General features: G+C 67.4%; 11 protein-coding genes and 1 pseudogene. 3 read left to right on the top strand and 9 right to left on the bottom strand.

Annotation, left to right across the window (positions count from 1 at the left end; genetic code table 11):
• From RS901_RS31760 to RS901_RS31790, 7 genes are read right to left on the bottom strand one after another with little or no spacing between them, the layout of a single operon-like run.
• Complete coding sequence (locus RS901_RS31760) at positions 1-1,167, bottom strand: acyl-CoA dehydrogenase family protein (RefSeq protein WP_316154573.1); 1,167 nt, start codon at positions 1,165-1,167, stop codon at positions 1-3.
• Entirely contained in the window at positions 1,157-1,948 is a 792-nt protein-coding gene (locus RS901_RS31765; RefSeq protein ID WP_316154575.1) for an enoyl-CoA hydratase family protein, read from the bottom strand. Before RS901_RS31765 ends, RS901_RS31760 begins: the two co-directional genes overlap by 11 nt.
• Positions 1,949-1,967: 19 nt before the next feature.
• Positions 1,968-3,050, bottom strand: coding sequence for a nitronate monooxygenase (locus RS901_RS31770; protein WP_316154577.1), 1,083 nt, complete (start codon positions 3,048-3,050; stop codon positions 1,968-1,970).
• Positions 3,047-3,937, bottom strand: a complete 891-nt coding sequence (locus RS901_RS31775; RefSeq protein ID WP_316154579.1) for an enoyl-CoA hydratase — start codon at positions 3,935-3,937, stop codon at positions 3,047-3,049. The genes RS901_RS31770 and RS901_RS31775 overlap by 4 nt, the downstream gene beginning before the upstream one ends.
• Before the next feature lie 7 nt (positions 3,938-3,944).
• Complete coding sequence (locus RS901_RS31780; RefSeq protein ID WP_316154581.1) at positions 3,945-4,745, bottom strand: ketoacid CoA transferase; 801 nt, start codon at positions 4,743-4,745, stop codon at positions 3,945-3,947.
• A 23-nt stretch (positions 4,746-4,768) separates the two neighbouring features.
• Positions 4,769-5,659 carry a CoA transferase subunit A gene (locus RS901_RS31785; protein ID WP_316154583.1) on the bottom strand — a complete coding sequence of 297 codons (891 nt, stop codon included), beginning with the start codon at positions 5,657-5,659 and terminating at the stop codon, positions 4,769-4,771.
• Between the two features lie 7 nt (positions 5,660-5,666).
• Positions 5,667-6,563: a VOC family protein gene (locus tag RS901_RS31790; RefSeq protein WP_316154584.1), complete on the bottom strand. Its 897-nt coding sequence runs from the start codon at positions 6,561-6,563 to the stop codon at positions 5,667-5,669.
• Positions 6,564-6,845: 282 nt separating this feature from the next.
• Between RS901_RS31790 and RS901_RS31795 the strand changes: the two genes are divergently transcribed.
• From RS901_RS31795 to RS901_RS31805, 3 genes are all read left to right on the top strand, one after another.
• On the top strand, positions 6,846-7,283 hold the full coding sequence (locus RS901_RS31795; protein ID WP_410054201.1) for a helix-turn-helix domain-containing protein: 438 nt from the start codon (positions 6,846-6,848) through the stop codon (positions 7,281-7,283).
• Positions 7,283-8,644: a HipA domain-containing protein gene (locus RS901_RS31800; RefSeq protein ID WP_316154585.1), complete on the top strand. Its 1,362-nt coding sequence runs from the start codon at positions 7,283-7,285 to the stop codon at positions 8,642-8,644. The genes RS901_RS31795 and RS901_RS31800 overlap by 1 nt, the downstream gene beginning before the upstream one ends.
• Before the next feature lie 117 nt (positions 8,645-8,761).
• Complete coding sequence (locus tag RS901_RS31805; protein WP_316154586.1) at positions 8,762-9,628, top strand: SDR family NAD(P)-dependent oxidoreductase; 867 nt, start codon at positions 8,762-8,764, stop codon at positions 9,626-9,628.
• A 918-nt stretch (positions 9,629-10,546) separates the two neighbouring features.
• Here RS901_RS31805 and RS901_RS31810 read toward each other — a convergent pair.
• Positions 10,547-10,717 (bottom strand): annotated as a pseudogene (locus RS901_RS31810) (nuclear transport factor 2 family protein); the annotation flags it as partial.
• A complete protein-coding gene (locus RS901_RS31815; protein ID WP_316154588.1) occupies positions 10,717-12,357 on the bottom strand; it encodes a FadD3 family acyl-CoA ligase in 1,641 nt (546 codons plus the stop codon). The pseudogene RS901_RS31810 and the gene RS901_RS31815, both read right to left, overlap by 1 nt.

Genomic DNA, 12,357 nt, shown 5'->3' on the forward strand with positions numbered 1-12,357 from the left:
TCATGCGCGCGGCATGCCGAGCAGGCGCTCGGCGACGATATTGCGCTGGATCTCGTTGGTGCCGGCATAGATCGGCCCGGCCTGCGAGAACAGGAAGCCGTCCAGCCAGTGGCCGAGCGAACCCGGCGGCTGGCCGTCGGGCGCGACCTCTGCGGACTGCCCCAGGATGGCCAGCGCGGTATCGTGCATATGGATGTCCAGCTCGGACCAGAACACCTTGTTCGTGCTCGACTCCGCGCCGATATGGCCGCCGCGCACCAGGCGGCTCGCGGTGGCGTAGGTGGACAGCGTGTAGGCCTCGGCGTCCATCCAGGCGCGCAGCACCGCCTCGCGCAGCGACGGGTCGCGGTCCGCCGCCTCGCGGTTGGCCTGGTACAGCCTGACCAGCGCGCGGGCGGTTTCCTGGAAGCGCGCCGGCGAGCGCAGCATCAGGCCGCGCTCGAAGCCGGCGGTGGCCATGGCCACCTGCCAGCCGGCGCCTTCGGCGGCCAGGCGGTTCTCCACCGGCACGCGCACGTCGTCGAAGAAGATCTCGGCAAAGCCGGTCTGGCCGTTGAGCTGTCGGATCGGGCGCACGGTGATGCCGGGCGTGTCCAACGGCATCAGGATGAAGGTCAGGCCATGGTGTCGCGTTGAGGCCGGGTCGGTGCGGAACAGGCCGAACAGCCAGTCCGCCCAAACCGCCCGCGTCGACCAGATCTTCTGGCCGTTGATCACATAGTCATCTCCCTGCCGGATCGCGCTGCAGCGGATCGCCGCCATGTCCGAGCCGGCGTTCGGCTCGGACCAGCCCTGCGCCCAGACATGCTCGCCCGAGGCCATGCGCGGCAGGAAGCGCGCCTTCTGCGCCTCGGTGCCGAACTCCATCAGCGTGGGCCCGAGCAGGAAGATGCCGTTCTGGTTGACGCGCATCGGCGCGCCGGCACGCCAATACTCTTCCTCGAAGATCAGCCACTCGATCAGGTCGCAGCCGCGCCCGCCCAGTTCGGCCGGCCACGTGACCATGCTCCAGCGGCCCTGGTTGAGCGTCGCTTCCCAGGCGCGGTGCTGGGCGAAGCCCGCTTCGGTATCGAAGCTCGCCAGCGGCGTGCGCGGCACGTGCGCGGCCATCCAGTCGCGCACCTCGGCGCGGAAGGTGCGCTGGGCGTCGGTGTACTCAAGCTGCATCGCGCTCTCCCTGCGCAAAGCGGGCTTCGCGGCCTTCGACGAAGGCGGCGCGCGCCTCGCCGGAATCGGCGCTCATATAGGCCTGCAGCGTGAAACCCTGTTCCCAGCGGTACTTGTCCTCGAGGTTGCCGTCTTCCACGCCATTGAGCGCTTCCTTGGCCAGCTGGAGCATGGCCGGGCTCTTGGCGGCGATCTGGCGGGCCAGCGTCATGGCGGCGTCGCGCAACTCGCTGCGCGGCACCACGCGCTCGACCGCGCCCAGCCGGTACGCCTCGGCGGCATCGATCATCTCGCCGGTGAAGTACATCGCCCTGACCTTCTGCGCGCCGAACATGCGCTGCAGGTGGGCGCCGCCGCCCATGGCGCCGCGGTCGATCTCCGGCACGCCGAAGCGCGCGCATTCGGCGGCCACGATGATGTCGGCCGCGCCGCAGATACCGATGCCGCCGCCCAGCACGAAGCCGTGCACGGCCACGATGACCGGCTTGGGATTGCGGTGCACGGCGCGGAAGGTGGCGTAGTTGCCGGCGTTGACATCGACGATGCGCTGCGGGTGCGCGGCCAGCTCCTTGATGTCGACGCCGGCGCAGAAGCCGCGGCCTTCGCCGCGCAGCACGATCACGCGCACGGCGGGATCGGTGCCCAGCTGGTCGATCGCGGCGGCCAGCGCATGCCAGCCGGCGCTGTCGAGCGCGTTGACGGGCGCATGGTCGATCACCAGTTCGGCGATGCCGTCGGCGGTGTCGATGCGGAACGGCCCGGTCTTGTGGTTCATTTGCATGGTTTCCTCTGTCTGTGGGTCAGGCCGCTGCAGCCAGTCCGGCGCCAGCCAGCGCCGCAAGGCGCGCCTGCGCCTGCGCGGCCATGCCGGCCACGATCTGCTCGCAGGATTCGATGGCCCGGATCGCCGCGGCTGCCTGGCCGCTGGGCAGCACGCCTTCATCGGGGCACCCCTCCACCATCGCGCGCTGGATCAGCACCGGCGCGTTGGCGGCCATCAGGGTCTGGGCGGCGCTGTAGTCCTGCTCGCGCATCGCGCGCCAGGCGGTGGCCAGCATCTGCGCGCTGCGCATGCCGGTACGCGCCTGCCATTTGCGCGCGGCCGCCAGGGCCAGCCAGGTGCGCCGCAGCGGACCGGCCTTCTCCAGCGCCAGCAGCAGCTCGTTGTCGATCATTCGCTGCGGCAGGCCGTCAATGGCCAGCGATACGCGGATACTGGCCGGGTCGCGCGCCTTGACGTAGCGCTCCAGCGTTGGCGCCGGCACCGGCGATTCGGCCGACATCAGGAAGCGCGTGCCCATGGCCACGCCGACCGCGCCGTAGGCCAGCGCCGCAGCCAGTCCGCGGCCGTCGAAGAAGCCGCCGGCGGCCACCACCGGCACGCTCACGCTGTCCAGCACCTGCGGCAGCAGCAGCGTCGTCGGCGTGCCGCCGGTATGGCCGCCGCCCTCGCCGCCCTGCACGGTGACCACGTCCGCGCCCAGTTCCACGGCCTTGGCCGCATGCTTGGCCGCGCCGACGGTCGGCATGCAGACCACGCCAGCCGCCTTGAGCTTGCCGATCATCTTCGCGTCCGGGCCGCGTCCGTAGCTGACGGCGCGCAGCCGGTGGCGGATCGCCATCTCGATCACTTCATCGGCGTTGGGCTGGAACATGTGGAAGTTGATGCCGAAAGGCCGGTCGCTGAGCGCCTTCACGCGCAGGATCTCGCGCTCGACCTCGCCAGGCGGAATCGTGGCGCCGGCCAGGAAGCCGAAGGCCCCGGCATTGCCGCTGGCCGCGACCAGCTTCGCATCCGCCACCCAGCCCATCGCCGTCTGCACGATGGGGTAGCGGCAACCCAGCAGGTCGCACAGCACGGTGTGCAGGCTCGCGGTGCTCATGCCTTGTCCTCGCCGCCGGTGCGTTGCGAAGCGGCCATGGCGCGCGCGTCATAGCCGCCGAGCTTGTCGCCGCTGACCAGTTCGTTGTGCGCGTGGGCGAAGTGGTGCCAGGCAAACACCGCATCCATCGCGGTGCGCTTGCCCTGCAGGTCTTCCACATGGTTGACCGCCTGCTTGGTCAGCGTCAGGCCCAGCCGCGGCATCTGCGCAACCTTGGCGGCCATGCCGTAGACGGTGTCTTCCAGCGCGTCGCGCGGCACCACGCGGTTGACCATGCCCATGCGCTCTGCGCGTTCGGCGCCCATGCGTTCGCCCAGGAACAGGAACTCCTTGGCGATGCGCGGATGCAGCTCGTAGGGATGCGCGAAGTACTCCACGCCGGGAATGCCCATGCGCACCACCGGATCGGCAAAGAAGGCATCGTCCGACGCCACGATCAGGTCGCACACCCAGGCCAGCATCAACCCGCCGGCAATGCAGGCGCCATGCACCATGGCGATGGTCGGCTTGGGCAGCTCGCGCCAGCGCCGGCACATGCCCAGGTAGACCTCCTGCTCGCGGGCATAGAGGAACTCGCCGCCCGGCTTGTTGACGTGGTCATACCAGAGCGAGGCACGCTCGAACGACTCGTTGATGTCGCGTCCCGGCGTGCCGATGTCGTGCCCGGCCGAGAAATGCTTGCCGGCGCCGCGCAGCACGATCACCTTGACCGCGTCGTCCGCGGCGGCGCGCCGGTAGGCCTCGTCCAGCGCGTAGGTCATCTTTGAGTTCTGCGCGTTGTGGAACTGCGGCCGGTTCATGGTCACGGTGGCAATGCCGTCCGCGACCTGGTAGAGCACCTCGGCATTGGGGCCAAGGCTGATAGCTTCGATAGCTGGCGTTGTCATGTCGGCCTCACACGCGTCCGGAAGGATTGCCACGCACGATGGCCGCGCGCAGGTTGTGCGGATCAAGCTGGGCGATCAGCCGCAGCTCTTCCGGTGTCGGAGGCGCCGTCTCCGGCAGGGCCTCGCCGGGTGTATTCGCCAGCGCGAAGCCCGTGGCCGCCTGCACCTGGTCGAAGCTCACGCCCGGGTGCAGCGAGCGCACGCGGATGGCATGGTCAGCCCCCCCGAAATCCATCACGCACAGGTCGGTGACGATCACGCGCAGGTCAACGAAGCTGCGCATGCCCTCCAGCTGGCGGGCCGGGTTGTAGCCGGCGCTGCAGACCATGTCGACTTCACCGGCGACGAACGCGCGCGTGCTGTGGGCCGGCACGAAGAAGGAATTGGCGTGGTGGATGCTGTTGCCGGGAAAGCCGCGCGCGCCCAGCAGCTGGGTCTTGGGCTGCGCATGGGTGCCGCCCAGGCAGGAGATATTGGCCTGGCCGAAGCGGTCGATCTGCGTCGGCATCACCAGCGCGTGGCGCCGCCCGCCCCACAGGCAGTCGAACACGCGCGAGTAGCCCATCCAGCCGCTGGCGCGCACCTTGTAGCCGGGCTCGCGCGGGCCCAGCGGCACCGGCGTTTCCACCAGGTAGGCCTCGCCGTCGGTCAGCAGCAGGGCCGGGTTGTGCGCAAGCCGCGCCAGGCCGGCGGCGATGCGCGGGCCGGTGCCGATGCCGGTGGCCAGCACCTCGCCGTCGTCGCGCCATGCGCGGGCGGCGGCGGCAATCATCAGCTCGGCGCGGGTGAATTCATAAGTGGCGCTCACGGTCGCTCCTTGGGTTGGCGGGTTCAAAGTACCGGCAGCGGCAGGTCATGCACGTGGCCAAGGCCGCCTATGCGCTCCAGGTAGGCCGCTTCGCTCGCGCCCACCACCTCGTCGCGGTAGGTGCGGAAGCCGTCCTCGGCCTCGGCGCTGGCGCAGTACGCCTTCAGCGCGGGCAGGTCCCAGCCGTAGGCCGGCGCGCAGGAAGTGGGATGGGCGCCGCCGGGCACGTGCACCACGCCGCTCACCAGCGAGCGCTCGAAGGCGTTGTTGCGCGCGCGCGCCAGGTCTTCGTCCTCAAGGCGCGGGTGCAGCGTTTCGCAGCTCACATAGCAGCGGTGCGCGGCGCGTGCGAACCATTCATCGAAGAACGGATCCGGGCCATCGATGCGGGTGTTGCCGAGCACATCGCTGTCGTTTACGTGCAGCAGCGCGGCATCGAGCTCGATCGCCGGCATCGCCACCAGCACTTCGCCGTCGGCATAGGGCGAGCGCACCGTCTTCAGCTGGGGGTTCTGGTCCAGCACGTCGGTGCCCAGCGCGGCGCGCGTCGGCAGGAACGGCAGGCGCGCGGCCGCCGCGCGCAGGCCCAGCTGCAGCATGCCTTCATCCAGCTCCGTCACCTCCAGCACGCCGCGCTCGCGCGCCTGGCGGAAGTAGGGTTCGAGCGGAATCACGTCGAGCGAGACGAAGCCGAACACCAGCCGGCGCACCTTGCCGGCCGCGCACAGCATGCCCACCTCGGGGCCGCCGTAGGCGACCACGGTCAGGTCCTTCAGCGGCGAGCGCAGGATCTCGCGCACCAGCGCCATCGGCTTGCGGCGCGGGCCCCAGCCGCCGATGCCGATGGTCATGCCATCGGCGAGCTGGCCGACCACGTCGGCCGCGCTCATGGTCTTGTTGATTGTCTTGATCATGGTGTGTTTAGCGGTATCCGATGCTGAAGTCGTGTCCCCACAGGCTGACGCGCGTGGCCTCGTAAGCCGCGTGGTGGCTCCAGTCCACCACCAGGCCGCCGTGGCCGAACTCGAGGTCGAAGCCGCCGGGGGTCTTCATGTAGAAGGAAGTCATGCGGTCATTGCAGTGCTGGCCCAGCGTGGCGGAGAGCTTCACGCCGTGCTGCTGCACGCGGTCCAGCGCGCGGCCCACCTCGGCCATGTCCGGGACCTCGGCCATCACGTGGATGCAGCCGGCTTCCGACGGCATCTCGAAGATCGCCAGGCTGTGGTGGCGGGCGTTGCCGCAATGCAGGAAGTGGATGCGCTTTTCCGGTTCGGCCGGGTCGTTGGTAAAGCGCACGCGGAAGATGTCGGACAGGCCGAAACCCATCACCTCGCACAGGAAGGCATAGGTCTCATCGAAGGCCGGCGCGGGCAGGACCGCATGGCCCGCCCCCATCGGGTCCGTGATGAAGCGCGGCACGCCCACCGGCGAGACAAAGCGCAGGAAGTCCGAGCGCATGCCCCAGGAGATCTCATGGCGGTTGCCCGACGGGTCGGCAAACCAGGCCATGGCCTGCACGCGGCGCTGCGCCAGTTCCGCCGCGCTGGCGTGCATGACTTCCACGTTGGCCTGGCGCAGGGTGTCGAGCGCATGGCGGTAGGCCGGCTCGTCGGCCAGCTCCCAGCCCGATGCCAGGTAGCGGTCGCGCGCGCCCGGCACCACCAGGTAGCGGTAGTCGCGCTCATCCATCTTCACGTACAGCGCACCGCCGGGGGCGCCGGAACAGGCCATGCCCAGCACTTGTTCGGCATAGTCTCGCCACTGCCCGATGTCGGTGGACTCGACCACGATGTAGCCAAGCGCACGAATGTCCAACATGCCGGTCTCCTCTGGTTCGATGTGGGGGTCGAAGCGGGCCGCTGCGCTGCCGCAGCCCGTCGATGGGACCGATTCTTTCGCTTGCGGGCTGGAGGCACATCGTCCTGGCGGACTAGCTGATGTGGGGCGGCGGGCCGGGTCCGCTGAGAGTTGGCGCGGCTTTGGTGGCGGCAGTGGTTGGGCAGGTCGAGTGAAGTGCTGGCGCCGCGCGCGCCGTGGTCCGGGCGTTGTCGTCTGCCTCGAGCCAAGTGATAATTCCTGGAATATCGGAACAATGCCTCGATGCCGGCTCTTCGATGCTTTGTTCCGAAAATAGCGGAACTATTGATAAACGCTGAATGGAAGATCTATAATTCCGCTATTGTCGTAATTATCGCGGCGCGCCATTCCCGCGCCGTTTGTTCCTGGTATCCCGGAATTATGGCGCGCACCCTTCCCCATCCAGATGAGTCCTTAGAGCCACTAGCCTCCGATCTTGAGGCGCTTGGCGCACTAGTTCGCAACCAGCGAGCGCGTAGCAGACTGCGCATAGATGATGCTGCGGACCTTCTCGGCGTCTCCAAAGACCTGCTGTCCAAGTTGGAAAACGGTGGGCCAGTGGGTACTGACAAGCTCCTCCGTGTACTGAACGGCCTGGGGCTCATGATGCTGGTGGCAAACAAGACGGAGACCAGAACTGCCCTTTCCGCATTACTTCAGTCGCGTTCGGAGCGCACCTGATGCAACACGTCCTTTATGTCTGGGCGCATGGCGAGCCCGTTGGCCAGCTTGCCTTCGAGCCCATGCAAGACCAGTACACCTTCGCATATCACCCCGACTGGCAAGCGCGTGATGGGGCTTATTCTCTGTCGCCCCATATCCCGGTGACAGGTGAAGTGCCTGTGCCGGGCGCTGTCGCGAGATTTCTTGGCAATCTCCTGCCGGAAGGGCATGCGCTGGAAGTCGCGTCGAGCTTGTATCACGTATCAAAAAGCAATATCTACGCGCTGATTCGCAGACTCGGGAAAGAGCCGGTCGGTGCGCTGAGCTTTGTCGCCAGCGAGGAGGAGCAGGATCCCGGGGCGCTCTCGCGGGAATTGCTGGAGCCTGTGCGCCGGGAGATTTCTCCGGAAGAACTGGCGCACCGCATCCAGGAACGAGCCGCGATCCCCTTCCCTGTATGGGATGGCCAGGTACGTCTGTCGATCGCGGGCTTCCAGGACAAGCTGCAGGTGTTGGTTGAAGGAGAGAACTTTTCGCTTGTAGACGGATCGCTCAGTTCGACACACATCCTGAAGCCGGAATCCGTCAATCCGCTCACGCAGTTCATCGTCGCCAACGAGCACTATTGCATGTCGCTGGCGGCCAGCATGGGGCTGCCGGTCGCGCCGGTCTCCATTCGCCGGATTCCGGCGCCGGTTCTCCTGATCGAGCGCTTCGACCGTATCGTGACCCCGGACCCGGAGTTTCCCGACCGAGCCCAGTCCGTACGGCGCTTGCATGTCATTGATGGTTGCCAAGCCCTGGACCTGCCCCATACGTACAAATATGAGCGCAATCTTGGGCATACACGGGACGTGGCAAATATTCGGGATGGGGCCAGCTTCGAGAAGCTCTTCTCCTTGACACCGCATCTGGAGACGCCCGTAGTCACGCAGCAATTCATGTTGCGGTGGGCAATCCTGCAGTTGCTGCTGGGCAACAGCGACGCGCACGGCAAGAATATTTCATTTTTCGTGAAGCCCGGCGGGCTGGCGCCCGCGCCAATCTATGACTTGGTGGCAGTCAACGTCTATGGCAATGCCTTCATTCCAGACATGGCAATGGCATATGGCGATGTCTTTCTTATCGACGAACTGACACCGTTCGCCCTCGCCGACTTCGCCAAGCGCGCCAACATTCGCCCAGTGCTTCTCGCGCGTGAGATGACGCGCTTGGCAAAGCTGGCGTTGCAGCATGCGCCCGAACAAGCCAGGAACGCCGTGTATACGGATGATGAGCGAGCGCTCGTGCAACAGATATCTGACTTCGTCTGCGTGCAGGCGAACCGGCTACTGAGCCTCGCACCGCATGTACCCAAGGTGAACTCCGACTTGCTTTGACAGTGAGGAGAGGGGTCTGGCCACCATGGCGGTACCTCTAGTCCGAACGAGTGATGTGCCGCCCCCGCGCGCACCGCACGCTTGAAGCCTGACCATCCTTCCACCAAGGAGAGAGACATGAAGGCTTCAGGACAACCCTGCGTCGCCGTGGTGACCGGGGCATCGCGCGGCGCCGGCCGGGGGATCGCGCTGGCACTGGGCGCCGCCGGTGCCACCGTGTATGTCACCGGCCGCACCGAGCAGGAAGGCAGCGCGCCGCTGCCGGGCACCATCCACGCCACTGCGCGTCAGGTCGATGCGCTCGGCGGGCGCGGTATCGCGGTGGCCTGCGACCACGGCGACGATGCGCAGGTGGCGGCGCTGTTCCGCCGGGTGCGCGAGGAAGCCGGACGGCTCGACATCCTGGTCAACAACGCCACCTTCCTGCATGACGAGCTGATCCTGCCGGGGCCGTTCTGGCAGAAACCGCTGGAGATGGCCGGCATCCTCGACGTGGGCCTGCGCTCAGGCTACGTGGCCAGCTGGCATGCCGCGCCCATCATGGCCGCGCAGGGCCGCGGGCTGATCGTGTTCACCTCGTCATTTGGCGCCAACTGCTATATGCACGGTCCGGCCTACGGCGCGCAGAAGGCGGGCATCGACAAGTTCGCGCACGACATGGCGGTGGACCTGCGGCCATACGGTGTTGCTGCGGTGTCGCTGTGGATGGGTCCACTGCGCACCGCGCGCACGCTGCGGGTATGGGAAACGCATCCGGACAAGTACGCGGCCTTCGCGCCGGTTGCAGAGACGCCTGAGTTCACAGGACGCATCATCGACGCGCTGTATCGCGATCCCGCGCTGATGGAGACATCCGGGCGGGTGCTGATCAGCGCCGAGGCAGCGCTGGCTTATGGCATCGTGGATGCGGAGGGCGTGCAGCCGCCGTCGTACCGGCAGGCGCTTGGTGGGCCGCCGGGGGTGCATCCGGCGATTGTGGAGTAGGAGGGGGGAATGGATTGGGCTCTGGGCTCTGGGCTCTGGGCTCTGGGCTCTGGGCTCTGGGCTCTGGGCTCTGGGCTCTGGGCTCTGGGCTCTGGCACTGCGGTCGGTTGGCGTGCTTGGCTGGCGTGGGCTGTTTCGCCGGCGTAGCCGGCGACCTACTTCTTGTCCAAGCGACAAGAAGTAGGCAAGAAACGCGTCGCCTGGGCGGCTGGCCATCCATTCCACGGGGTTGGTGATTCGAGCGGCGGTGATTTCCGTTCGATGGGGTTGGTGGTTCGACCCTGCTACGCACCCTGTCCGGTGCCTCCGTCCACGGACTATTGGACGAACCCGACTTTAGGCGGTTGGCAGCCTGCTAACCACCGCGTCGGTGGGACGCCTTCGGCTGCGCTTCGCGCCGGCCCTAACGTGGCAGAACGAACGGCTACTCCCTGATTTGCGCTTTTGGCCCGGCATCATTCACCACAGCGCCGTGCGAGCGCAGCGATGCACTCCGTGCCTGGGCACTTGACCTGCGATACTGAGTGCGCGCAGCGCAGCCGAAGGCGTCCCACCGATAACCTGATTAGCAGGCTGCCAATAGACTAAAGTCGGGTTCGTCCAATAGTTCGTTGACGTAGGCACCAGACAGGGAGCGTAGCTGGGTCGAACGGGCAACCACGCCCAAATAGCAAGCACCGCCGCCATATGACCAACACCGTGCAATTTATGGCCAGCCGCCCAGGCGACGCGCTCTTTGCCTACTTTCTGTCGCTCGGACAGAAAGTAGGTCGCCGGCTACGCCGGCGAAACAGCCCACGCCAGCCAAGCACGCCAACCGACCACAATGCCAGAGCCCGACATACGAAAATTACCCCTGCAACAACACCCCAGTCGTAAAAGCCGTATCCCGAATCACCCACCCCCCATCAACCAACAGTGGATATGCGCGCCGTCGGCGACAAAGCAGGCCCGCATGGCTTCCGGATCCTTGTCATCGCAAGCGCGCAGGTAGCGCAGCTTGAGCGCGCGGATCGCATCCGCGGCTTCCAGCCGCGCAAGGCGGCCGGCAATGGCGGCGATGTCGGTCATGGTCGGTTCCTTGTTCATCAGGCTTCGCGCAACTGGTACTTCAGCACCTTGCCCGCGGCACTGACCGGCAGCGACGTCACGAACAGCACCTCGCGCGGCACCTTGTAGTTGGCCATGTGCCGGCGCGCCCAGGCGATCAGGGTTTCGGCGTCCACGCGGGCGCCGTGGCGCAGCACCACGTAGGCACGCCCCACTTCGCCCAGCCGCTCGTGCGGCATGCCCACCACCGCCACCTGGGCCACGGCCGGGTGGGCCACCAGCAGCTTCTCCACCTCCGCCGGGTAGCAGTTGAAGCCGCCCACGATAAACATGTCCTTGATGCGGTCGGTGATGCGCAGGTAGCCGCGCGCATCGAGCGTGCCGACATCGCCAGTGTGCAGCCAGCCATCGCTGTCGATGGCTTCGGCGATGGCTTCGGGCAGGCCGAAGTAGCCCTGCATCACGTTGTAGCCCCGCACCAGCACCTCGCCGGGCTCGCCGGTGGCGGCCGGCTGCCCCTGCGCATCGATGCAGCGGATCTCGATGCCCGGCATGGCGCGGCCGGAGGTGGCGGCGACGGTTTCGGCGTCGTCGCCGGCGCGGGTCAGCGTGGCAAAGCCGCACGACTCGGTCAGGCCGTAGCCGGTGATGATGGTATCGAAGCCCAGTTCGTCGCGCATGCGCTGGATCAGCGCAGGCGCGATCGCCGAGGCGCCGGTCACCGCGACGCGCAGCGATGACAGGTCGAACTCACGCAGGCGCGGGGCGTTGAGCAGGGTCTGGTAGAGCGTCGGCGGCCCGGGCAGCACCGTGATGCGTTCGTTCTCCACGCGCGTCATCACGGCCTCGGCGTCGAACACCAGGTGGGGCAGCACCGTGGCCCCGCGCGACAGCGCGGCAAGCCATCCGGCCTTGTAGCCGAAGGTATGGAAGAACGGATTGACGATCAGGTAGCGGTCGCCCGGCCGCACCCCGGTGATGGCGGCCCAGCCGTCGATGGCGCGCAGGTTCTGCGCGTGGGCGGTCATCACGCCCTTGGGACGCCCGGTGGTGCCCGAGGTGAACATGATGTCCATCAGCGTGTCGCCGCGCACGCCGGCCTCGCGCTTGGCGAACGCCGCCATGTCCGCCTGGGGCGCCAGCGCGAGGAAGGCTTCCCAGGCCAGCTCGTCGGGGCCGGGCGCCAGGCCCTGCCCGGGGCGCAGGATCACCAGCCGCTCCAGCGTGGCGGGGCGGTGCGGGGCCAGCATCTGCGGATAGCTTTCGCCGAGGAAGGCGTCGACGCAGAACAGCAGGCGCGCGCCGCTGTCGGCCAGCACGGCACCGGCCTCGGCCCCCTTCATGCGCGTGTTGAGCGGCACCAGCGCCGCGCCTATGCTGTGCGTGGCCAGCGCCGCGATGATCCATTCGGAGAAGTTCGGCGCCCAGACAGCAACGCGGTCGCCGGGCTGCACGCCCAGCGCCATCAGCGCCCGGGCCGCCTGTATCCGGCTGGCGTCGAGCGCGGCGTAGGTGAGGCGCAGCCCGTCTTCCTGGATGGCGATGCGCTCGCCATGGCGCCTGGCCGCGCGCCGAACCAGCTCGGGAATGGTCGCGGCAATGTCGTCGTTGGCGGCGGCGAGATCGAGGTCGAGGCCGGCCGGTGCCGCAATGGCGTCGATGATGTCAGATGGGGTCAT

This window comes from Cupriavidus sp. BIC8F, from assembly GCF_032465815.1.
Classification (GTDB): Bacteria; Pseudomonadota; Gammaproteobacteria; order Burkholderiales; family Burkholderiaceae; genus Cupriavidus; species Cupriavidus necator.

What these genes read in the sequence shown, in the direction of transcription:
- RS901_RS31760 (WP_316154573.1), bottom strand. Translation starts at nt 1,167, where the DNA reads ATGCAGCTTGAGTACACCGACGCCCAGCGCACCTTCCGCGCCGAGGTG.
- RS901_RS31765 (WP_316154575.1), bottom strand. Translation starts at nt 1,948, where the DNA reads ATGCAAATGAACCACAAGACCGGGCCGTTCCGCATCGACACCGCCGAC.
- RS901_RS31770 (WP_316154577.1), bottom strand. Translation starts at nt 3,050, where the DNA reads ATGAGCACCGCGAGCCTGCACACCGTGCTGTGCGACCTGCTGGGTTGC.
- RS901_RS31775 (WP_316154579.1), bottom strand. Translation starts at nt 3,937, where the DNA reads ATGACAACGCCAGCTATCGAAGCTATCAGCCTTGGCCCCAATGCCGAG.
- RS901_RS31785 (WP_316154583.1), bottom strand. Translation starts at nt 5,659, where the DNA reads ATGATCAAGACAATCAACAAGACCATGAGCGCGGCCGACGTGGTCGGC.
- RS901_RS31790 (WP_316154584.1), bottom strand. Translation starts at nt 6,563, where the DNA reads ATGTTGGACATTCGTGCGCTTGGCTACATCGTGGTCGAGTCCACCGAC.
- RS901_RS31795 (WP_410054201.1), top strand. Translation starts at nt 6,846, where the DNA reads ATGCCGGCTCTTCGATGCTTTGTTCCGAAAATAGCGGAACTATTGATA.
- RS901_RS31800 (WP_316154585.1), top strand. Translation starts at nt 7,283, where the DNA reads ATGCAACACGTCCTTTATGTCTGGGCGCATGGCGAGCCCGTTGGCCAG.
- RS901_RS31805 (WP_316154586.1), top strand. Translation starts at nt 8,762, where the DNA reads ATGAAGGCTTCAGGACAACCCTGCGTCGCCGTGGTGACCGGGGCATCG.
- RS901_RS31815 (WP_316154588.1), bottom strand. Translation starts at nt 12,357, where the DNA reads ATGACCCCATCTGACATCATCGACGCCATTGCGGCACCGGCCGGCCTC.